The sequence below is a fragment of the Streptomyces sp. NPDC048419 genome (assembly GCF_043200415.1).
GTDB lineage: Bacteria > Actinomycetota > Actinomycetes > Streptomycetales > Streptomycetaceae > Streptomyces.
Genome location: NZ_JBICXT010000011.1, coordinates 103168 through 122768, shown reverse-complemented (window position 1 = coordinate 122768; position 19601 = coordinate 103168). Strand labels below are relative to the sequence as shown.

Below are 19601 nucleotides of genomic sequence, written 5' to 3'. Positions count from 1 at the left end.
TTCGGGACCTCTCACCGGAGCAGGTAGGGCATGTTGACCGTCACGGCTCCGGTGGGACAGCGGGCCGCGCACGGGCCGCAGTACCAGCACTCGTCGACGTGCATGTAGGCCTTGCCGGTGCTGTCGTCGATGGCGAGGGAGTCCAGCGGGCACATGTCCACGCAGAGGGTGCAGCCGTCGATGCACTTCGACTCGTCGATGGTCACGGGCACGTCGGCCCGCTGGGGCACCAAAGGCATGGCTGTCTCCAGGAAGGTCGAGCTTGATGGGAGGCGGGGAGTCAGAGGGAGCGGTGCAGCAGGCCGCTCATGGTGATGCGGTCGCCGCGGAAGCGGATGAACTCCAGGTCGACGGGGCGGCCGTCGGCGAGGTGGGTGAGCCGTTCCAGCATCAGGACGGCCGCGCCGTGCGGGGCTTCCAGTACGGCGGCGGAGTGGGTGTCCGCGCTGACCGCCTCCAGGGTGATCTCGGCATGGCCCAGCGGCTGGTCGGTGATCGTCTCCAGCAGGCGGAAGACGTCGGTGTTCTCCAGGTCGGCGCCGAGCAGGGCGGTGCCGATGTCGAGCGGGATGTAGGTGAGGTCGAGGGAGAGGGGAAGGCCGTTCAGGCGGCGCAGGCGCTCGATGTAGAGGACGTCGGTGCCGGGGCGGACCTTGAGGCGTTCGGCGACCGGGGCCGGTGCGGAGGCGGGGCCCACGGTGCGGACCTCGTTGGTGACCCGGCCGTGTTCGCGCAGGGTTTCCGCGAGGCCCATCAGGCGGTCGAGGCCGTGCGGGTACTTCTGGCCGACGACCACCGTGCCGACTCCGGGGAGCCGGTCCACGAGACCTTCCGTCCTCAGCAGGTCCAGGGCCTGACGGACGGTGTTGCGGGTCGCGCGGTAGTCCGTGGCGAGGGCCGTCTCGTGGGGGAGGGTGCCGTCGGGGAAGCCGCCGGCCAGGAGCTGGTGGCGGAGCAGATCGGCGAGCTGCCTGGCCTGGTCGGCGCGCAGCCGGCGCCGCGCGCGGTGGGCGGCGACGGTGGTCGCGCCCTGGCCGGCGTGGTCTCGGATGCGGTCGCTGGGTGGCATGTTTCGAACCATACCGAGTCGGTAGGGAAAGGAGTGTTGCAGCGGTGTTGCGCCACCTGCCGGGGTGTCAGATGGGGCTCTGACCAGGGAAAACGGCGGTGGGAATGTAAGATCTGCCACAACCTCGACGGTACGGCGGCCGGGTCTCTCAGCCCAGTGCCGTCAGTCCCGGCGCGAACATGATCAGCAGCGGCAGCAGGGGCACCAGTGCGGCGACCGTCGTGGTCAGGGCGCGGTTCCGGCGGCCGAGCCGGGGCGGGGGCTGCAGGAGACGGTCGACCCGTTCGCCGAGGAGCCGGCGGCTGGAGGCGCAGGACAGGACCCCGCGGTGCTGGTTCAGCTCGATCAGGGCCAGCGCGGTGGTCAGATGGCCGCACCGCCGCGACGCCGTGTCGTCCGCCGCGAGTTCCACCAGCCGGTGCGTCTGCTCGCAGAAGTGGGCGAACAGCGGCACTCGTGGAAAGCCTGTGGCCAGCGCGCTCGACAGGTGCAGCAGCCAGTCGTGGTGGGCGCGGGCGTGGTCGCGCTCGTGGGTGAGGACGGCGTCGAGCTGGTGGTCGGTGAGACGGTGCAGCGCGCCCGTCGTGACGACGAGCTGGGGCGGGTGGCCCGGCATCCACCAGGCGTCGGGGTACTCGTCCTCCAGCACCAGCAGCGGACCGCGCGCCGCCTCCTCCAGTCCCGCGGGCAGTTCGGGGGCGCGTTCGCGCAGGTGCGCCCGGGTCTGGCCGCGGTGCCGGCGGGCCTCGACGAGCTCGCGGGCGAGCATCGCCGTCGTCCAGGCGGCGCCGCAGGCCAGCAGCACGGTGAGGGCGGCGGCCCAGGCCGGGGCGGCGGTCAGGTCGTACGCCGCGGTCACGGCCGGGGGTGCCGGTGCGAAGACGTGGTCGCGGAAGGTGTGGAAGACGGCGGCCGCGCCGAGCACCAGCGCCGTCAGACAGCACAGCAGGACGGTGGCGACCAGGCACTGCCACACCCACAGCGCGACCACGGGTTCCCGCTCGGGCCACGCGGCCCGTACCAGCGCGCGCGGAACCGGCACGGCGGCCATCAGGGCGACGACGCTCAGCAGGAGCAGGCAGACGGTCATGCCACGGTCTCCGGATCCTGGTCGGAGGAGGGGCGGTGCGGTGGGTGCTACGGCGGGGTGCTGCGGCGGGGCGTTGCGGCTCGGCGCCGGTGACGCCCGCCGCCAGTATGACGGCGAACGGCGCGGGAGTCAGGAGACGAAGAGGACCCCGTACGTCCCGTGCGGCAGCGGTCACACCCTGCAACTCCGGCCCACCTCAACGCCCTTGCCCCGACCGGCCGCCCCGACCAGGCACCATACGTCGAGCCCCAAGGCCCGGCCGGGCGCATGCGCCCCGCCCCACGACGCGCCCGCCCCACGCACCCCGCCCGGCACACGCACCCCGCCCCACGGCCCGACCCGGCGCATCCGCCGCGCCCCCCGCTCGTCCCACCACCCTCACGCCCGCGTGCGTGTCGCGAACTACCCGCTCACGCCCGCATGCTCACCCCAGTCCGGACACTCACTCCGGACCGCACACGCACCCCGACCCGCCCGCTCACTACCGTGGCCCGGTCACGCTCCGTTCGCTCACTCCCGGGGCCCCGGTCACGCTCCGTCCCCTCGCTCCCGCGGACGTGGCGCCCTCGCGCCCGCGGACGTGGCCCCCCTCACTCCCGCGGACGCGGACCCGCCACGATCCGTCCGCTCACCTCACCCAGTCCCACCCGGATCCCGCCCGGCCCCGGTGCCCACGCCGAGAGCGTCACGACGTCGCCGTCCTCCAGGAACGTCCGCTTGCCGTCGGGGAGTTCAAGCGGGTCCCGGCCGTTCCAGGTCAGCTCCAGCAGGGACCCGCGCTGGGCCGGCTCGGTACCGCTCACCGTGCCCGAGCCGTACAGGTCGCCGGTGCGCAGGGAGGCGCCGTTCACCGTCATGTGAGCGAGCTGCTGCGCGGCCGTCCAGTACATGGTGGAGAAGGGCGGCTCGGAGACGACATGGCCGTTCAGCGCGACGGAGATGCGCAGGTCGTAGCCGCCGGGCTCGTCGCCTGCGTCCTCGCTGTCGTCCAGGTAGGGCAGCAGCGGGTGCGTGCGCTCCGGTGGCGCCACGCGGGCGTCCTCCAGCGCGTCCAGCGGTGTGATCCAGGCCGACACCGAGGTCGCGAAGGACTTGCCGAGGAACGGGCCGAGGGGGACGTACTCCCAGGCCTGGATGTCGCGCGCGGACCAGTCGTTGAGCAGGCACAACCCGAAGACGTGCTCCCGGAAGCCGCCGAGCGCCACCGGCGTCCCATGCGGCGAGGGCGCGCCCACCACGAAGCCGACCTCGGCCTCGATGTCCAGGCGGACGGACGGCCCGAAGACGGGCACCGCGTCGGCCGGAGCCTTGCGCTGCCCGGACGGCCGCACGACGTCCGTGCCCGAGACCACGACCGTGCCGGACCGCCCGTGGTAGCCGATCGGCAGGTGCTTCCAGTTCGGGGTCAGCGAGTCCGCCGCGTCGGGGCGGAAGATCTGGCCGACGTTGCGGGCGTGGTTCTCGGACGCGTAGAAGTCGACGTAGTCCGCGACCTCGAACGGAAGGTGCAGCGTCACCGAGGACAGCGGGTGCAGGAAGGGGGCGACGGCCTCCTGGTGCGCCGGCACCGTCACCCACGCCGTCAGCGCGCGCCGTACGTCCGACCAGGCGGTGCGGCCCGCGGCGAGGAGCGTGCCGAGCGAGGGCCGCGCGAGCAGGGAGGAGTACGGCGAGCCGAGCGCCAGCGCCGCCGCGCCCGCGTCGAGGACGTGGTCGCCGAGCCGGACGCCGACCGTCCGCTGCGCCGGATCGCCGAGCGAGAAGACGCCGTACGGAAGGTTGTGGGGTCCGAAGGGGTCGCCCTCGGGGACATCGAAGGGGGGCATGGGGTGCTGCCTCACTCTCACCAGGTCGCGAGCGTTCTGTCACGGGCCGTCATGTGGCCGGGCCACACGTTACGGCTGAGTTGCCCGCTTGGGCAGTGTCTAAAGAGTTTGCAATGTCCGAATTGGCCTTGTGGGAGGCCCTAATTCCGGCTTAGCGTCCTTTGGGGGACACGGACGGGGTGGGTCCGGTCCGTAGGGGGGACGCGTGGGGGGACCCGTGGCCAGGAGCAGCGGCAGTGTGCCATTTGACGCCGACCGTGATGTGCCCGGTCTGATCGTCAAGATCGGTGACTACCCGCTGCACCACGGCGGCGTCGGCGCGATCCGCAGCCTGGGCCGCCTCGGCGTGCCCATGTACGCGATCACCGAGGACCGCTACACACCCGCAGCCTCCTCCCGCTACCTCAAGAAGGCCTTCGTCTGGCCGACCACCGGCACGGAGGACCCGGACCACCTGGTGGAGGGGCTGATCCGGATCGGCCGCCGCATCGGCCGTCCCACGGTCCTCGTCCCGACCGACGAGGAGGCGGCCGTCCTGATCGCCGAGCACCAGGACGCGCTGGCCGGCAGCTTCCTCTTCCCGCCCGTCGACCCCGCCCTGCCCCGCCGCCTCGCGAGCAAGCAGGGCCTGCACGAACTGTGCGCGGAGCACGGCATCCCGAGCCCGACGGCCGCGTTCCCGCAGTCGTACGACGACATCGTGACCTTCGCCGAGAAGGCCCGCTTCCCGGTGGTGGCCAAGAACCGCGAGGCGTTCCTGCGGCGCAGGCAGCCGGCGGTGAACGGCACGACGCGGATCGCCACCCGCGACGGCCTGCTGCGCCTCGCCCGCGACTGGGGTGAGCACCCCGGTGTGATCCTCCAGGAGTACCTGCCGAGGGAGGAGGCCGAGGACTGGATCGTGCACGCCTACTTCGACCAGGACTCCACCCCGCTCGCCATGTTCACCGGAGTGAAGGTGCGCTCCTGGCCGCCGCACGCGGGCATGACGGCGAACGCGTACGTCGTCGACAATCCGGAACTCGCCGACCTCGCCGGTCGTTTCATCAAGCAGATCGGCTTCACCGGCATCATCGACCTCGACCTGCGCTTCGACCGGCGCGACGGCCAGTACAAGCTCCTCGACTTCAACCCGCGTATGGGCGCCCAGTTCCGACTCTTCGAGAACGAGTCGGGGGTGGACGTGGTCCGCGCCATGCACCTGAATCTGACCGGACGCCCTGTTCCGGAGGGGGAACAGCGGGCCGGCCACCGGTACATCGTGGAGAACATCGACCTGCCCGCCCTGCTCGCCTACCGCCGAAGCGGCTACACCACGCCGCACGCACCGGCGCGCGCGAGCGGGACGGAGCTGGCCTGGCTCGCGGGTGACGACCCGCTGCCGTTCCTCACGATGCTCGCGCGCTTCGTGCGGCCGGGCGCGAAGCATCTGTTTCAGCTGTGGCGGACCAACCGCCGTGGCAGCAGCACCGGTTCGAGCAGCTAGCCGACCAGACCCCGACCAGCTGCGAGAGCCCGGACACGAAGTGGCGAAGTGACGTCCTGGGGAGGGACTTCGTGATGCAACCGGTTGCAGTCATCGGCGCCGGGCCGTTCGGCCTGTCGACCGCCGCCCATCTCAAGGCCCGCGGCATCCCGGTGCGCGTCTTCGGCGACCCCATGGTCAGCTGGCGCGACCACATGCCCGCGGGCATGCTCCTGAAGTCGACTCCGGTCGCCTCCAGCATCGACGCCCCCCAGCAGGGCCACAACCTCGTCGACTACTGCGCGGCCGCCGGCATCAGGCGGCTGGTCACGGACGAGGACATCATCCCGATCGAGAGCTTCATCGGCTACGGCGAGTGGTTCCGGGACCGGCTCGTGCCCGAACTGGAGCAGGTGCGGGTGGTCTCGGTGGACCGCCACCGGGGCGGCGGCTTCGAACTGAAGCTGGACTCGGGGGAGTTGTTCACCGCCCGCGCGGTCGTCGTGGCGACCGGCCTGTCCGGCCTGGCGCATGTGCCGCCGGAGCTCGCCGCGGCAGTGCCGGAGGGACCGGCGCCCACGGGCCCGGTCTCCCACAGCTCCCAGGAGCACGACCTTTCGCGCTACGCCGGCCAGGACCTGATCGTCGTCGGCGCCGGGCAGTCCGCGCTGGAGACGGCGGCGCTGGCGGCGGAGGCTGGCGCCCAGGTGCGGGTGGTCTCGCGCGGCCGCGGCAAGGTCGCCTTCGGATCGCCGCCGTGGCAGCAGCCGAAGCTGCGCCCCGAGTCGCCCTTCGGCCGCGCCTGGTCCCTGTGGGCCCTCAGCTACTACCCGCACCCCTACCGCTACCTCCCGGCCGGGGCCCGCCACTACCTGGTGCGCCGCGTCCTCGGTCCGCTCGGCGCATGCTGGCTGCGCGACCGTTTCGAGGGGAAGGTGCAGGTCAGCGAGGTCGACCGGATCGTGCGGGCGGACGCGTCCGACGGCAGCCCGAGGCTGACGGCCCGCACGCACGCGGGCCGCACCCAGGAGCTGGCCGCGGACCACGTGATCGCGGCCACCGGCTACCGGGTGGACATCGCGGCGATGGACTTCCTCGGCCACGAGCTGCGCACCCGGCTGGCGGTGAGCCGGGGCACGCCCAGACTGGGCGCGGGATACGTCTCCTCGGTCCCGGGTCTGTACTTCACGGGCCTGCCGGCGGCGGCGTCGTACGGACCGGTGATGCGTTTCGTGTGCGGCACGGAGTTCGCCTCGCCGAGGCTGGCCGCGCACCTGGCGGCAGCTCATGGTTAGACCGGGGCCCGGAGTACCGGGCAGGAGTGAAGGACCGGCGGAGGCAAGGGAGTTGGGCGGAGGGCGCGGTGGGCACCGTGGTCGTCCGGTTCGCGATGAGTCGGCGGCGCGTCCGGTCCGTATTCTCTGATCATGGCCGCACCCACCGCATATTCACTCATCGCCACCGACCTGGACGGCACGCTGCTCAGAGGCGACGACACGCTGTCCGACCGGTCCCTCGCCGCACTCGCGCGGGTGGCCGGGGCCGGCGCCCGGCACCTGGTCGTGACGGGCCGGCCGGCCCCCAGAGTGCGGCCGCTCCTCGACGACCTGGGCAGCACGGGGCTCGCGGTGTGCGGACAGGGCGCGCAGGTGTACGACGCCGGCGCGGACCGTCTGCTGTGGTCCGTCACCTTGGACCGGGAACTGGCCGAGACCGCCCTCGGCAAGATCGAGGCCGAGGTGGGCCAGGTGTACGCGGCCGTCGACCAGGACGGAGTGGAGGGACTCACGCTCATCGAGCCCGGCTATCTGATGCCGCACCCCACGCTGCCGGCCGTACGGGTCGACCGGCGCGACGACCTGTGGTGCGCGCCCATCAGCAAGGTGCTGCTGCGCCATCCCGACCTGTCCGACGACGAGTTGGCGTCGACGGCGCGCTCGGTGGTGGGTTCGCTGGCCACCGTCACCATGTCGGGACCCGGAACCGTCGAACTCCAGCCATGCGGCATCACCAAGGCGACGGGCCTCGCCCTGGCCGCCGCGCACCTGGGGCTCGGGCCGCGGGAGACCATCGCCTTCGGCGACATGCCCAACGACATCCCCATGTTCGACTGGGCGGCGCACGGCGTCGCCATGGCCAACGCCCATCCCGAACTCAAGGCCGTGGCCGACGAGATCACCTTGTCGAACGAGGACGACGGCATCGCCGTCGTCCTCGAGCGACTGTTCTTCAGGGTGGAGGAGCTCAGCGGGACGGGTGAGCTCTAGGGCCTTTTCGGCAGGTCCTAGTAGGCGCCGTAGACGTTGTCGATCGACCCGTAGCGCGCGGCCGCGTACTTGCAGGCGGCGGTGATGTTGGCGACCGGGTCGTACGGGTTCAGCTGCGTGCCGGGCACGTGGTAGGCGAGGAAGGTCGGGTCGATGACCTGGAGCAGACCCTTGGAGGGCGTGCCGGCGATCGCGTTCGAGTCCCAGTTGTTGATGGCGGCGGGGTTGCCCGAGGACTCGCGCATGATGTTGCGGTAGATGCCGTCGTACGAGCCGGGGATGCCCTGCTGCGACATGACCTGCAGCGAGGCCCGGATCCAGCCGTCGAGGTTGTCGGTGTAGCCCATGGAGGTCGCGGTGAGCGTCGTCGGCGTGGCAGCCGAGGCGCTGGTCGCGCCGAGGACCGGCAGGGCGAGAACGGCGGCACCGGTGCCGACCACGGCGAGCTTGCGGGCGAGGCGGGAGTTCTTGGGACGGCGATGCTGAGCGGCAGCAGACATGGGGGGTTCCTCTCCGGCGCCTGCGAGGTGAGCTGTCGGGTTCGGGCGGGAGCTGCCCGGCCGCGCGGCCTTGCGGCGGCGCGGCTTCACCCCGAGCCGGTCCGGGACGGTGCCCGGTCCGGCGACTTACCTGGGTCCCCCGCTCCTGCCGTGCGAGTGAGTTCGTCGATGGGTCGGCCGGGCTGCGGCAGGATTCGGCGTCTGCCCGACTGGCCGGGAACGTATGCGAGAGCACATGTCCGGAACAAGTGCCGGATTCACAGACCATGCCTATTGACCTTGGTCTGAGGCTTATGGGGCGCTTGATCCTTTGCTGCCGCCAATCCTCAACTGGTGTGTGGGCGACGGAAGAACGGGGGTAGCTGAATGACCGTCGGATCAGGGGCCGACGTGACCCAACTCACTGGCGTCCATAAGGGAGGCAAATCGGGCAATGAGCCCAACTCATGTTCAACCAGCCGCCCGTGGGATCCCGGCGTCCTCAAGTCGGGTGGCGGGCCATCGTTTCGGCGTCTTCGACCTCGGCGCAGATCGCCTCATTGAATGTGAAAAGGGACGAAATATGGCCGTCGATCCCAAGCCGCTCGGCCATATGTCGGCCGGGACGGAACCTCTCATGTGGTGCAGATCGTTCTCAGGGCGGTCGTCCTCTGGAGGAGTGATGTCACGAGAGCCCTCGGGACACGGGCCGCCGCCTCCCGCCGGGCCGGCCGATGCGCCGGTAGACAAGTCGATAGATATCCGCTCATATGAGGCGATCAAAAACATACTGGTCGTGATCCGATACCGCCCGTGGTGGACGGGTGGGCGGCATGGGTGATCGAAAGGTGACCGGATACGCTGACTTGAGTGATGTCAGCGACCTATCGACAAACCGCGTGAACCGCAGGTAGACACCAGCAGACAGGAGACCCCTCGTGACCGTCGTCGGGCCGTTCGGGCTGAGCGTGCGGGACCAGGCTCTGGAAGCCGATGTCCAAGCCGGATTGGCGGCTGTCGAGGAGGGTTTGCTCGAAGCCACCAAGAGTGAGGTCCCCTTCATCACGGAGGCCGCCCAGCATCTGGTGCGGGCGGGTGGCAAGCGGTTCCGTCCCCTGCTGGTGATGCTCGCCGCGCAGTTCGGCGACCCGTACGCGCCGGGTGTCGTGCCCTCGGCCGTGGTGGTGGAGCTGACCCACCTGGCGACGCTGTACCACGACGACGTGATGGACGAGGCCGCGGTGCGGCGCGGCGTGGACAGCGCCAACGCCCGCTGGGGCAACTCGGTCGCGGTCCTCACCGGCGACTTCCTGTTCGCGCGCGCCTCGCACATCCTGGCCGACCTCGGGCCCGAGGCGGTCCGGGTGCAGGCCGAGGCGTTCGAGCGGTTGGTCACCGGGCAGATCCTGGAGACCGCGGGGCCGCAGGACGGGCGGGACCCGGTCGACCACTACCTGGACGTGCTGGGCGGCAAGACGGGCTCGCTGGTGGCCGTGTCGTGCCGCTTCGGGGCGATGATGTCGGGCGCCGACGAGACGGTCGTGGACGTGCTGACGCAGTACGGCGAGCGGCTCGGGGTCGCCTTCCAGCTGGCGGACGACGTGCTGGACATCGCGTCCGAGTCGCGCGAGTCCGGCAAGACGCCGGGGACCGACCTCCGCGAGGGCATCCCCACCCTTCCGGTGCTGCGGCTGCGGGAGCGGGCGGCGCGGCTGGGGCTGGCCGAGGACATCGCCCTGAGCGAGCTGCTGGACTCCGATCTGAGCGACGACGCGCGGCTCGAGGAGGCGCTGGCCGGCCTGCGGGAGCACCCCGCGCTGGAGCAGGCCCGCCGCGACACCGTGCGCTACGCCGAGGACGCGCGTGCGGCGCTGGCCCCGCTGAGGGAGTGCGACGCGAAGCTGGCGCTGATGGAGATGTGCGACGCGGTGGTGCACCGGGCGGGCTGAGCCGGCCCTGGCAGCGCGAGGCGATGTCCGTCCGCACCGTGAGACAGGTCACAACTCTGGACTGAGTCCAATCTGAGATCCATTCCGTAGTCATACACAGAAGGCCGACGCAGGGGGTGTCGGCCGGTCTACGGGGAGAAAACATCATCATGGGCATGAATGCGACGTTCTCGAAGCGCCGTAGGAGCCTGATCGTCACCGCTGTCGCGGTGGCCGCCGCCGGCGGTGTCGCCCCCGCGGTGATTCCCGCCTTCGCCGCCGGAGGCACCCGCGCCGACCACGCGGGGCACGCCGGCGGCATGGGCGGGCAGAGCATCGTGAGCCAGAGCGGAACCGTGTCCGGTGGCACCGGGGGTACCCTTCTCGCCACCAGCCTCCGGGGAGCCGACGAGGTTCCCGTGGCGGGCGGACCGGCCGTCGGGGACAAGGACGGCGCCGCACTGGAGTTCATCAAGGTGAAGGGGGACAGGGTGTCCGTCGCCGTGACCTGGCGCGGCACCGGCAGGCCGACCATGCTCCACATCCACCAGGGCGCCAAGGGCAGCAACGGCGGCGTCAAGGTCGACTTCACCGGCCTGCTGAAGGACGGCAGGCGGCACAGCGTCGTCGGGACCGTGAAGGTCGGCGACCCCGGCCTGCTCGCGGCCCTCACGTCCGACCCCGGCTCCTTCTACGCCAACCTGCACACCGCCGAGTTCCCCGGTGGAGCCGTCCGCGGCCAGCTCCACAAGGTCACGGTCGCCGGCTTCGACTTCCGCAGCGCCCTGCACAACTTCCAGGCGTCGGTGGTCAAGGGCAAGCAGATCTACGAGTGCAAGCCGGTCGACGGCGGCGGTTACGCCTTCGCCCAGCGGGACGTCGACGCCCTGCTCGGCGGCGGCATCCGGCACAGCTTCGTCGCGCCCAACTTTGGTACGCCGCAGTGGATCGCGCCGGACGGCAGCGCGGTGACCGGGGCCGTCCTCTCCAAGACGCCGAACGGCGACGGCAACATTCCCGAACTCGACCTCAAGGCCGCGCCGTCGGGCAGGCACCACGGTCTGCTGGCGGACACCGCGGAGATCCTGCGGCTCAACACCGTCGGCGGAACCGCCCCGTCCGGCTCCTGCACGCCCGGCACCGTCACCGGCGTCCCCTACCAGGCGGACTACGTCTTCCTGCGGAACTGACGCGAACCGCTGACGGAGACCCGTCCCGGGCGGCGCCTGCCCCGCACGACCCCTACGGGTCGGGGGAGGCGCCGCCCTCTCGCGTCATACCCCAGGCGTACACGGAGTTGAATCCCCGGTCTGACGCTTCCTCCTGGCGAATTTGGTCAGATGGAAACCACGGAAATCACCACTCCTCACCGATTCGGGTGAGAATGGCGGCACGGGGTGGACAACAGCAGCACGTGAGTTGGACAGGCCGCCGCCGACGACGGAGGTAGCGCACACATGGCACCGAACGAATCCGACGAGAGCACGATCGCCGAGGAGGCCGACGACCTCCGCGCGGGCCGGCGCAAGGCCGCGCGGTACGTGGTCCCGGTCGCGGTGGTGGGGGTGGCGGCGGCGACCATCGGGCTCGTCCCGGCCCTCGCCGACTCCGGTGACCCCGACCTGCCGAAGATCAGCGCGCAGCAACTCATCGACAAGATCGCCAAGTCGGACGTGCAGCAGATGTCCGGCACGGTGAAGATCAGCACGGACCTGGGCCTGCCGGACCTCGGCGGTCTCGAGAACAGCCCGGTGTCCGGCGCCACCAAGTCGGGCGACGGCTCGTCCGCCGACCCGAGCTCCAAGATCACCGAGCTCGCCACCGGCACGCACACCCTGCGCGTCGCGTCCGACGGCCCGGACCGGCAGAAGGTGTCGCTGCTGGAGAACGCGGCGGAGTACAGCCTCATCCACAACGGCAAGGACGTCTGGGGCTACGACAGCCAGTCGAACGAGGTCTACCACTCCACCGCCTCCGGCAGCGCGAAGGCGCAGCAGAAGCGGGACGTCCCGGCCACGCCCAAGGACTTCACCGAGGAGGCACTGAAGTCGGTCGACGACACCACCTCCGTGACCGTCCAGGGCACCGCCCAGGTCGCGGGGCGTGACGCCTACCGGCTGGTCGTGAAGCCGAAGCAGTCCGGTTCGACCGTCGGCCAGATCACGGTCGCCGTCGACGCCAAGACCGGGATGCCGCTGAAGTTCACGCTGACGCCGTCGAGCGGCGGCTCCGCCGTGATCGACGCCGGCTTCACCCAGGTCAGCTTCGCCAGGCCGAGCTCCTCGACCTTCGACTTCACCCCGCCGAAGGGCGCGAAGGTCACCGAGGACGACAAGGCCGGGCACGGCAGGGCCGGGCACGGCAGGGCCGGGCACGAGCTCAAGGGCACCGACCAGGCCCCCGGGTCCGGTAAGGACCTCGCCAAGGGCGCCGACGGGATGAAGGTCCTCGGCAAGGGCTGGAACTCCATCGCCACCTTCGACACCGGCGGCAAGGGCGTGCCGTCCGGCTCCGAGGCCGGCGGCCAGTTCGGCGGCTTCCTGGACTCGCTCGGCGACAAGGTCTCCGGCAAGTTCGGCTCGGGCACGGTCTTCAAGACCCGCCTGATCAACGCCCTGATCACCGACGACGGCAAGGTCTACGTCGGTGCGGTCGACAAGGCCGCCCTGGTGAAGGCCGCCGACGCGGCGAAGTAGACGGCGCGGGCAACCGCCGTACACGTACGACGAATCGAGGGAGCCGATGGGCGATGCGTCCGCCACGGAGCCGGAGAAGGGGGAGCCGGGTGACGGCGTCATCGCCACCCATGGGCTCACCAAGCGCTACCGCGGCGGGCAGCTCGCCGTCGACGGCCTGGACCTGACCGTCCCGGCGGGCAGCGTCTTCGGCTTCCTCGGTCCGAACGGCTCGGGCAAGACCACCACCATCCGCATGCTGATGGGGCTCATCGAGCCCACGTCGGGCACGGCGCGCGTACTCGGGCGGCCCATGCCGCGCGCCTCGCGTGCCGTGCTCCCGCACGTCGGCGCGCTGATCGAGGGCCCGGCCCTCTACGGCTTCCTCTCCGGCCGCGACAACCTCCTGCGCTACGACGCCGCCGACCCGACCGCCGATCCCCGCACCCGGCGCGCCCGGGTGGCGGCGGCGCTGGACCGGGTGGGCCTGACGGCGGCGTCCGGCAAGAAGACGAAGGCGTACTCGCTGGGCATGAAGCAGCGCCTCGGTCTCGCGGCCGCGCTGCTCCAGCCGCGCAGGCTGCTCGTGCTGGACGAGCCGACCAACGGCCTCGACCCGCAGGGCATGCGTGAAATCCGCTCCCTGGTCAGGGAGTTGGCCTCCGACGGCACGACCGTCTTCCTCTCCTCGCATCTGCTCGACGAGATCGAGCAGGTCTGCACCCATGCCGCGGTGATGACGCAGGGCCGGTTGATCACCCAGGGCCCCGTGGCCGACCTGTCGGCGGGGGTGCGCGGCCGGCTGGTCGTCACCACACCCGACCCCGGGGAGGCGGCCCGGGTGCTGAAGGAGCAGGGCGCCGCCGACGTCGTGGCGGCCGAGGACCGGGTGACCGCCGAACCGCCCGACCGCGATCTCGCGGAGGTGAACGCCGCGCTGGTGAAGGCAGGCGTCCGCGTCCGGGGCTTCGGCGTGGAGCGGGCCTCCCTGGAGGACGCGTTCGTGGCACTCACGGGGGAGGGTTTCGATGTCGCAGGCTGAGGCGCTGCGCGCACCGCGGCCGCTGTGGACCTTCGGGCTCCTGCGCAGCGAGCTGCTCATCACCTTCCGGCGCTGGCGCACGCTCGCGCTGCTGGCCGTGCTGGCGGCCGTGCCGATCCTGGTCGGCATCGCGGTCAAGATCGAGACCAGCGACGGCTCGACGGCCGGTGGCGGCCCGGGCGACGGCGGCGGAGGCCCGGCGTTCATCTCGCAGATCACCAACAACGGCCTGTTCCTGGTCTTCACCGCGCTGGCCGCGACGCTGCCGTTCTTCCTGCCGATGGCGATCGGTGTCGTGGCGGGCGACGCGATCGCGGGCGAGGCGAACTCCGGCACCCTGCGCTATCTGCTGGTCGCCCCCGCCGGCCGCACCCGCCTGCTGCTCACCAAGTACGCGACGGTGATGGCCTTCTGCCTGGTGGCCACCCTCGTCGTCGCGGTCTCCGCGCTGACGGTCGGAGCCGTCCTGTTCCCGCTCGGCGATCTCACGACGATCTCGGGCACCCAGATCAGCTTCGCCGAGGGCCTGGGCCGGGCCCTGCTGATCGCCCTGGTCGTCGCCGCGTCCCTGGTGGGCGTCGCCGCCCTCGGCCTGTTCGTCTCGACGCTGACCAGCAGCGGCATCGCGGCGATGGCGACCACCGTCGGACTGCTGATCACCGTCCAGATCCTCGACCAGATCCCCCAACTGCACGCCATCCAGCCGTACTTCTTCTCCCACTACTGGCTGTCCTTCGCCGACCTGATGCGTGAGCCGGTGTACTGGGACGACCTGACCAGGAACCTCGGCCTCCAGGCCCTGTACGCGGCGGTGTTCGGCTCGGCGGCATGGGCACGGTTCACGACGAAGGACATCACGGCCTGAAGGCCGGGTGCGGGCCCCGGCCCGCCGGTCACCGGCGGCGTTCGGCCGCTCCGGTGAGCCGGGCCAGGGACTCCGTCTCGCGGGGTGGCCGGCCGCTCAGGTCGCCCAGGCGCCAGTCGGTCACCCAGGGCACGCGGTACACGTCGATGATCGACTCGATCAGCCGGACCTGCTTGTCGAGCGGCTTCGGCAGCCGCCCCGGCGCGTCCGCGACGAGCACGACGCCGTCGAGGTCGAGCCCGGGCGGGGCCTCCCCGAGCCGGAACACCTCCAGGGCACGGAGCAGGGCCGCGAGCCCCGACGCGTGCGTACGGGCCACGAGCAGCACGGACGCTGCGTCCTCGGGGCCCGGCCAGTCACGGCCGCAGTCGTGACCGCCGAAGACGGCGGCGAGGGTGGTGACGCCGGCGCCGCCGTGGGTGCCGACCAAGGAATAGCGCCGGGCGGTGGCGTGGGCATGGGCGCTCTCCCGCGGTCCCGGTCCAGGTACGGCGACCGGGCCGCGGAGCCATATCTCCGGTCCCTGCTGCACATCCGTCCGCATGCCCGCTCTCCTCCCTCGTCACGCCCCCTGATCCTCATGACACCGGTACGGTCACGCGAGGGCGTGCGCAGCACCTGGGACGATGCTGTGACGCCACGGTGACGTGAGAACCGGGAGCGACCGGAGAGACTCGACAGTACGTGCAGAACCGGATCTTGACGCCGGGGGAGCGGAAGTCCGACGGCGGGAGGGAGCACCATGGAAGCCGGACGCGCCGTCCATGGACTCCCCGACGCATCCGAGTGAGGGAAGCGATGTCTCGACTCAGCCGCGACAAGAAGCGGGAACAGAACCACGTCGCGGGCTCGGCGCCCCTTGCGGCGGCACCGATCGACGTCCGGGTCCCCGCGGCAGGACCGGTGGGCGCCTGGGTCGGCGGTGTGCCCGTCGGGGCGGCCGCCGGCGAGGAGATCCAGCAGGCCGTCCTGAACCACCTCACGCGCATCGCCCTCGCCACCGGCCGGCCCGTCCGGGTCACGGTCCACGACGAGCGGATCGGCTACGTCGTCCACCTCCAGGTGGAGACCGACGGAGCCAGTGGCTTCACGGCGGAGCCCGCGCAGATGGCCCCTACGACGGACCCGGCCAAGGCGGTGCAGGTGCCTCCGCCCCCGCCGCCCGCTCCGGCGCCGCTTCCGCCGCCCGCTCCGGCGCCGCTTCCGGCCCCGTCACCGGCGCCGTCCTCGTTCCCGGCCCCCTCGCCGCTGCCGCCCGCGCCGCCCGCCGAGCCGGAGGCTCCCGCGGCCGCCGAGGAACCGCGGCAGTCCGAGGCCGACTCCGAACAGCCCCGGCGCGACAAGCCGACGCACGTCCTGCGGGCGGCCTCCGAACCTCACCGGGAGACCGCGCCGACCTTCCCGCTGCGAGGGGTGCCGGAGCCGCAGCCGCTGGGCGAGAACGTGCCGACGTTCCCCCTGCGGGCCGTTCCGGAGCCGGGGGAGTCGGGAGGCGTCTCGCCGACGTTCGCGCTGCGCGCGGTGCCCGAGCCGGAGCAGGTCCAGGACCGGGCCCCCGGCACGGTCGCGGCACCGAAGGGCGAGTTCGGCCCGCCCCCGCCGATGGACGCGGTGCCGCACCGCCACCCCGAACCCGAGGACGCACCCGCGCCGCGGCCGGAACCCGCACCCGCGCGCCCGTCGACCTCCCTCACCATCATGCCGCCGGACCTGGACCCGGCCGCCGACCCCGACCCCAAGCCCACCCCGGCCCGCGGCTTCGACGCCGTGGCCGAGGCCGTGCTCGGCGACGAACCGCCGGCCACCACCAGCTTCCTCGTCGAGCCGATGGCACAGATCAACGAGGCCGTGAAGGCGGGCCGGATAGAGACGGCGGCGGGACTGGCCGAGGGCGCGGTCGGGGAGGCGTCGGCGACGCTCGGACCGGACCACGACGAGGTGCTGCGGCTGCGCGAACTCACCGCGTACATCGCCTACTTGGCGGGGGACCCGGTGCGCTCCTTCCGGCTCTCGCTGGATCTCGCCCGGATCCGCCGGCGCACCCGGGACGCCGAGGCCGCCTACGGCAACGTCCAGAGCGCGGCCTCCGCGTGGCGTGCCGTGCGCGACCCGCAGCTGGGCCTGGAACTGGGCCGCGATCTGATCGGCCTGTGGACCGAGCTCACCGCCGAGGACGGCCCGGCCGCCGACGACATCGAGCAGCTGGAGTCGGCCCGCGCCCGCATGGGCCGGCTCACGGAACGCGCCCGCAAGTCGGCCCAGTAGCAGGCGAGCTAGGAGGACAGCTCCCACACCGCGTGCGCGATGGCGTCGCTGTTGCGGTCCAGGGCGGTGTCGTCGATGTTGGACGAGGTGTCGCAGGAGCGGTGGTAACAGGGGTCGAAGGCCTTCCCCGAGGTACCGCCCCACTTGGTGGCCTGCGCCGCCGTCTTGATGTAGTCGGCGCCGCTGAACAGGCCGCCGACCGGGATGCCGGCGTTCTTGAACGGCGCGTGGTCGGAGCGGCCGTCGCCCTCGGTCTCGGGCTCGGTGGCGATGTTCAGGCCGGTGAAGTAGTCCTTGAACGTCTTCTCGATCGCCGGGTCGTCGTCGTAGACGAAGTAGCCGGGGTTGGGTGAGGCGATCATGTCGAAGTTCAGGTAGTCGCTGATCTTCGAGCGGTTCGCGGTGGAGAGGCCGTTCACGTAGTTGCGGGAGCCGACCATGCCCAGCTCCTCCGCGCCCCACCAGGCGAACCGCAGGTGCTTGGTGGGCTTGTAGCCGGCCCGCGAGACCGCGAGCGCGGTCTCCAGGACGGCGGCCGAGCCGGAGCCGTTGTCGTTGATGCCAGGCCCGGCATTGACGCTGTCCAGGTGGGACCCGGACATCACGACGTGGTTCGCGTCCCCGCCCGGCCAGTCGGCTATCAGGTTGTAGCCGGTGCTCCCCGAGGACGTGAAGGACTGGACGGTGGTGGTGAATCCGGCCGCGTCCAGCTTGCCCTTCACGTAGTCGAGGGAGGCCTTGTAACCGGCCTTGCCGTGTGCGCGGTTGCCGCCGTTGGCGGTGGCGATGGACTGGAGCTGGGCGAGGTGGGCCTTGACGTTCGCCACCGGGATGTCGGGCGCGGCCGGCGCGGGTGCCGCGCCGGCCGTCGACCCGGTGGTCAGGAGCATGACAGTCGAGACGGCGGCTGCGACCACACCGGTGGCAGCCGTACGCCCGGAAACGGAGAACTTCATGTGGGGGGCTCCGATTTCCTTGGGAACCACGGGGATTCCGCAATGAATGGGGTCCCAGGATGGTGAACTCTTTACTAACTACGCGTCAAGAGCGGTATCAGGACAGGCGGTTCACATACCGGACGCCGAGCCGCGCGTCTATGCGACGCAGAATTCGTTCCCCTCCGGATCCGCCATCACCACCCACTCCCCGGCCGGCTCCTTCACGTGCCGCAGCACGCTCGCCCCGAGCCCCTCCAGCCGCTCGACCTCGCCGTCCCGCCGCCCCTCGCCGGGGTGCAGATCGAGATGGAGCCGGTTCTTGACGCTCTTCGGCTCCGGCACCCGCTGGAACAGCAGCCGCCGCCCGAGCCCGACCCCCTTCTCCGCGTCGTACGGGTCGTCCGGATGCCGTACGGCGATCAGATCCCGGAAGGCACGACGCCCGTGGAAGTCGACCGTGGCCGCGTCCGGCAACGCCCCGAGCTCCAGCAGCCGTTCGATGAACGCGGCGTTGTCCTCCACCTCGTAGCGGAGCGCGGCGGCCCAGAACTCGGCCTGCGCATGCGGATCGGCGGCGTCGATGACGAGTTTCCAGTGCACGGGAGTTTCTGTCATGAACCACTTATATGCGGCGTCGGCACCTTGCGCGTGCCGGTCGGCATCTTTCAGCCCGCGTCCACCGCGGCGGCGGGCGCCGCTTCGACCCGCGCCGGCCGGCGGACCCGGCCGAGCCTGCGCGCGGCGCGCCACGCGTCCCAGGTCAGCAGGCACAGCGCCACCCACACCAGCCCGAACCCGGCCCACCGCTCCACCGGCATCGCCTCGTGGAAGTAGAGGATCCCGAGCAGGAACTGGAACACCGGCGCCAGATACTGCAGCAGCCCGAGCGTCGACAACGGCACCCGGATGGCCGCAGCCCCGAAGCAGACCAGGGGAATCGCGGTGACCACTCCGGTCGCCGCGAGCAGCACCCCGTGCCCCGCGCCCTCCGTCGCGAACGTCGACCGGCCCTGCGAGGACAGCCACAGCAGATAGCCGACCGCGGGCACGAACTGGATCGCGGTCTCGGCGGCCAGCGACTCCACCCCGCCGAGCGCGACCTTCTTCTTCACCAGCCCGTACGTGGCGAACGAGAAGGCGAGCGTGAGCGAGATCCACGGCAGCTGCCCGTACCCCACGGTGAGCACGACCACCGCGGCGAAGCCGGTCGCGACCGCCACCCACTGCACGGGCCGCAGCCGCTCCTTCAGCAGCAACACGCCCATGGCGATGGTGACCAGCGGATTGATGAAGTACCCGAGCGAGGCCTCGACCACGTGCCCGCTGTTCACGGACCAGATGTAGACGCCCCAGTTGATGCTGATGACGGCCGCGGCGACCGCTACGAGCGCCAGCCTGCGCGGCTGCCGCAGCAGCTCGCCTGCCCAGGCCCAGCGCCGTGTCACGAGGAGCGCGACGGCCACGAAGACGAGGGACCAGGCCATCCGGTGGGCCAGGATCTCCACCGCGCCGGCGGGCTTCAGCAGCGGCCAGAAGAGGGGGACGAGGCCCCACATCCCGTATGCCGCGACGCCGTTCAGCAGTCCCGTGCGTTCGCCACCCGACTTCCCGCTCACGGCCCCCTCCTCGCCTTGTCGCACACGCGTGCCAGGCAGAAGGTAGCGCCAAGCACCCCTGCCTGTCATGTCCGTA

18 protein-coding genes and 1 riboswitch are annotated in these 19601 nt (G+C 71.5%); of the genes, 9 read left to right on the top strand and 9 right to left on the bottom strand.

The features are described 5' to 3' along the window. Nucleotides 1–11: 11 nt before the first annotated feature. The 4 genes from ACGFYN_RS23415 to fahA form a co-directional block, all read right to left on the bottom strand. Entirely contained in the window at nucleotides 12–239 is a 228-nt protein-coding gene (locus tag ACGFYN_RS23415; RefSeq protein ID WP_393867770.1) for a ferredoxin family protein, read from the bottom strand. Nucleotides 240–280: 41 nt separating this feature from the next. Continuing rightward, the gene (locus tag ACGFYN_RS23410; RefSeq protein WP_393867769.1) at nucleotides 281–1069 is read right to left on the bottom strand and encodes a GntR family transcriptional regulator; all 789 of its coding nucleotides are present in this window, start codon (nucleotides 1067–1069) and stop codon (nucleotides 281–283) included. 148 nt (nucleotides 1070–1217) lie between these two features. After that, nucleotides 1218–2159 carry a M56 family metallopeptidase gene (locus ACGFYN_RS23405; protein WP_393867768.1) on the bottom strand — a complete coding sequence of 314 codons (942 nt, stop codon included), beginning with the start codon at nucleotides 2157–2159 and terminating at the stop codon, nucleotides 1218–1220. A gap of 590 nt (nucleotides 2160–2749) precedes the next feature. Next, the gene (gene fahA, locus ACGFYN_RS23400) at nucleotides 2750–3985 is read right to left on the bottom strand and encodes a fumarylacetoacetase (protein WP_393867767.1); all 1236 of its coding nucleotides are present in this window, start codon (nucleotides 3983–3985) and stop codon (nucleotides 2750–2752) included. Nucleotides 3986–4223: 238 nt separating this feature from the next. Between fahA and ACGFYN_RS23395 the strand changes: the two genes are divergently transcribed. The 3 genes from ACGFYN_RS23395 to ACGFYN_RS23385 all read left to right on the top strand — a co-directional run bounded on the left by ACGFYN_RS23395 (nucleotide 4224) and on the right by ACGFYN_RS23385 (nucleotide 7717). Further along, complete coding sequence (locus ACGFYN_RS23395; RefSeq protein WP_393867766.1) at nucleotides 4224–5471, top strand: ATP-grasp domain-containing protein; 1248 nt, start codon at nucleotides 4224–4226, stop codon at nucleotides 5469–5471. A 71-nt stretch (nucleotides 5472–5542) separates the two neighbouring features. Beyond that, nucleotides 5543–6745 (top strand): NAD(P)-binding domain-containing protein, encoded by a 1203-nt coding sequence (locus tag ACGFYN_RS23390; RefSeq protein WP_393867765.1) that lies wholly within the window; start codon nucleotides 5543–5545, stop codon nucleotides 6743–6745. A gap of 132 nt (nucleotides 6746–6877) precedes the next feature. Beyond that, nucleotides 6878–7717 carry an HAD family hydrolase gene (locus ACGFYN_RS23385; RefSeq protein WP_393867764.1) on the top strand — a complete coding sequence of 280 codons (840 nt, stop codon included), beginning with the start codon at nucleotides 6878–6880 and terminating at the stop codon, nucleotides 7715–7717. A gap of 17 nt (nucleotides 7718–7734) precedes the next feature. Here the strand turns inward: ACGFYN_RS23385 and ACGFYN_RS23380 are convergent, their stop codons facing one another. Continuing rightward, entirely contained in the window at nucleotides 7735–8217 is a 483-nt protein-coding gene (locus ACGFYN_RS23380) for a transglycosylase SLT domain-containing protein (protein WP_393867763.1), read from the bottom strand. Nucleotides 8218–8221: 4 nt separating this feature from the next. Further along, nucleotides 8222–8427: riboswitch (cyclic di-AMP (ydaO/yuaA leader) on the bottom strand. Between the two features lie 707 nt (nucleotides 8428–9134). Between ACGFYN_RS23380 and ACGFYN_RS23375 the strand changes: the two genes are divergently transcribed. From ACGFYN_RS23375 to ACGFYN_RS23355, 5 genes are all read left to right on the top strand, one after another. Next, nucleotides 9135–10145 carry a polyprenyl synthetase family protein gene (locus tag ACGFYN_RS23375; protein ID WP_393867762.1) on the top strand — a complete coding sequence of 337 codons (1011 nt, stop codon included), beginning with the start codon at nucleotides 9135–9137 and terminating at the stop codon, nucleotides 10143–10145. Between the two features lie 155 nt (nucleotides 10146–10300). Further along, nucleotides 10301–11314, top strand: coding sequence for a CHRD domain-containing protein (locus ACGFYN_RS23370; RefSeq protein ID WP_393867761.1), 1014 nt, complete (start codon nucleotides 10301–10303; stop codon nucleotides 11312–11314). A 267-nt stretch (nucleotides 11315–11581) separates the two neighbouring features. Next, on the top strand, nucleotides 11582–12820 hold the full coding sequence (locus ACGFYN_RS23365; protein ID WP_393867760.1) for an outer membrane lipoprotein carrier protein LolA: 1239 nt from the start codon (nucleotides 11582–11584) through the stop codon (nucleotides 12818–12820). A 46-nt stretch (nucleotides 12821–12866) separates the two neighbouring features. Beyond that, entirely contained in the window at nucleotides 12867–13841 is a 975-nt protein-coding gene (locus tag ACGFYN_RS23360) for an ABC transporter ATP-binding protein (protein WP_393867759.1), read from the top strand. Continuing rightward, nucleotides 13828–14706 (top strand): ABC transporter permease, encoded by an 879-nt coding sequence (locus ACGFYN_RS23355; RefSeq protein WP_393867758.1) that lies wholly within the window; start codon nucleotides 13828–13830, stop codon nucleotides 14704–14706. The genes ACGFYN_RS23360 and ACGFYN_RS23355 overlap by 14 nt, the downstream gene beginning before the upstream one ends. 28 nt (nucleotides 14707–14734) lie before the next feature. Here ACGFYN_RS23355 and ACGFYN_RS23350 read toward each other — a convergent pair whose 3' ends face one another. Next, a complete protein-coding gene (locus ACGFYN_RS23350; protein WP_393867757.1) occupies nucleotides 14735–15250 on the bottom strand; it encodes a DUF6668 family protein in 516 nt (171 codons plus the stop codon). A 254-nt stretch (nucleotides 15251–15504) separates the two neighbouring features. Here ACGFYN_RS23350 and ACGFYN_RS23345 point away from each other — a divergent pair, with 254 nt between their 5' ends. Beyond that, nucleotides 15505–16971, top strand: coding sequence for a tetratricopeptide repeat protein (locus tag ACGFYN_RS23345; RefSeq protein WP_393867756.1), 1467 nt, complete (start codon nucleotides 15505–15507; stop codon nucleotides 16969–16971). Nucleotides 16972–16979: 8 nt separating this feature from the next. Here ACGFYN_RS23345 and ACGFYN_RS23340 read toward each other — a convergent pair whose 3' ends face one another. The 3 genes from ACGFYN_RS23340 to rarD all read right to left on the bottom strand — a co-directional run bounded on the left by ACGFYN_RS23340 (nucleotide 16980) and on the right by rarD (nucleotide 19525). Next, entirely contained in the window at nucleotides 16980–17927 is a 948-nt protein-coding gene (locus ACGFYN_RS23340; RefSeq protein ID WP_393867755.1) for a M28 family metallopeptidase, read from the bottom strand. A gap of 138 nt (nucleotides 17928–18065) precedes the next feature. Next, nucleotides 18066–18524, bottom strand: coding sequence for a VOC family protein (locus ACGFYN_RS23335; RefSeq protein ID WP_393867754.1), 459 nt, complete (start codon nucleotides 18522–18524; stop codon nucleotides 18066–18068). Nucleotides 18525–18574: 50 nt separating this feature from the next. After that, nucleotides 18575–19525 (bottom strand): EamA family transporter RarD, encoded by a 951-nt coding sequence (gene rarD / locus ACGFYN_RS23330; RefSeq protein WP_393867753.1) that lies wholly within the window; start codon nucleotides 19523–19525, stop codon nucleotides 18575–18577. Between the last annotated feature and the right edge of the window lie 76 nt (nucleotides 19526–19601).

Excerpts from the sequence above, each read along its gene's own strand:
- ACGFYN_RS23415 (WP_393867770.1), bottom strand. The coding sequence starts at position 239 with ATGCCTTTGGTGCCCCAGCGGGCCGACGTGCCCGTGACCATCGACGAG.
- ACGFYN_RS23410 (WP_393867769.1), bottom strand. The coding sequence starts at position 1,069 with ATGCCACCCAGCGACCGCATCCGAGACCACGCCGGCCAGGGCGCGACC.
- ACGFYN_RS23405 (WP_393867768.1), bottom strand. The coding sequence starts at position 2,159 with ATGACCGTCTGCCTGCTCCTGCTGAGCGTCGTCGCCCTGATGGCCGCC.
- fahA (WP_393867767.1), bottom strand. The coding sequence starts at position 3,985 with ATGCCCCCCTTCGATGTCCCCGAGGGCGACCCCTTCGGACCCCACAAC.
- ACGFYN_RS23385 (WP_393867764.1), top strand. The coding sequence starts at position 6,878 with ATGGCCGCACCCACCGCATATTCACTCATCGCCACCGACCTGGACGGC.
- ACGFYN_RS23380 (WP_393867763.1), bottom strand. The coding sequence starts at position 8,217 with ATGTCTGCTGCCGCTCAGCATCGCCGTCCCAAGAACTCCCGCCTCGCC.
- ACGFYN_RS23370 (WP_393867761.1), top strand. The coding sequence starts at position 10,301 with ATGAATGCGACGTTCTCGAAGCGCCGTAGGAGCCTGATCGTCACCGCT.
- ACGFYN_RS23365 (WP_393867760.1), top strand. The coding sequence starts at position 11,582 with ATGGCACCGAACGAATCCGACGAGAGCACGATCGCCGAGGAGGCCGAC.
- ACGFYN_RS23360 (WP_393867759.1), top strand. The coding sequence starts at position 12,867 with ATGGGCGATGCGTCCGCCACGGAGCCGGAGAAGGGGGAGCCGGGTGAC.
- ACGFYN_RS23355 (WP_393867758.1), top strand. The coding sequence starts at position 13,828 with ATGTCGCAGGCTGAGGCGCTGCGCGCACCGCGGCCGCTGTGGACCTTC.
- ACGFYN_RS23350 (WP_393867757.1), bottom strand. The coding sequence starts at position 15,250 with ATGCGGACGGATGTGCAGCAGGGACCGGAGATATGGCTCCGCGGCCCG.
- ACGFYN_RS23345 (WP_393867756.1), top strand. The coding sequence starts at position 15,505 with ATGTCTCGACTCAGCCGCGACAAGAAGCGGGAACAGAACCACGTCGCG.
- ACGFYN_RS23340 (WP_393867755.1), bottom strand. The coding sequence starts at position 17,927 with ATGAAGTTCTCCGTTTCCGGGCGTACGGCTGCCACCGGTGTGGTCGCA.
- ACGFYN_RS23335 (WP_393867754.1), bottom strand. The coding sequence starts at position 18,524 with ATGACAGAAACTCCCGTGCACTGGAAACTCGTCATCGACGCCGCCGAT.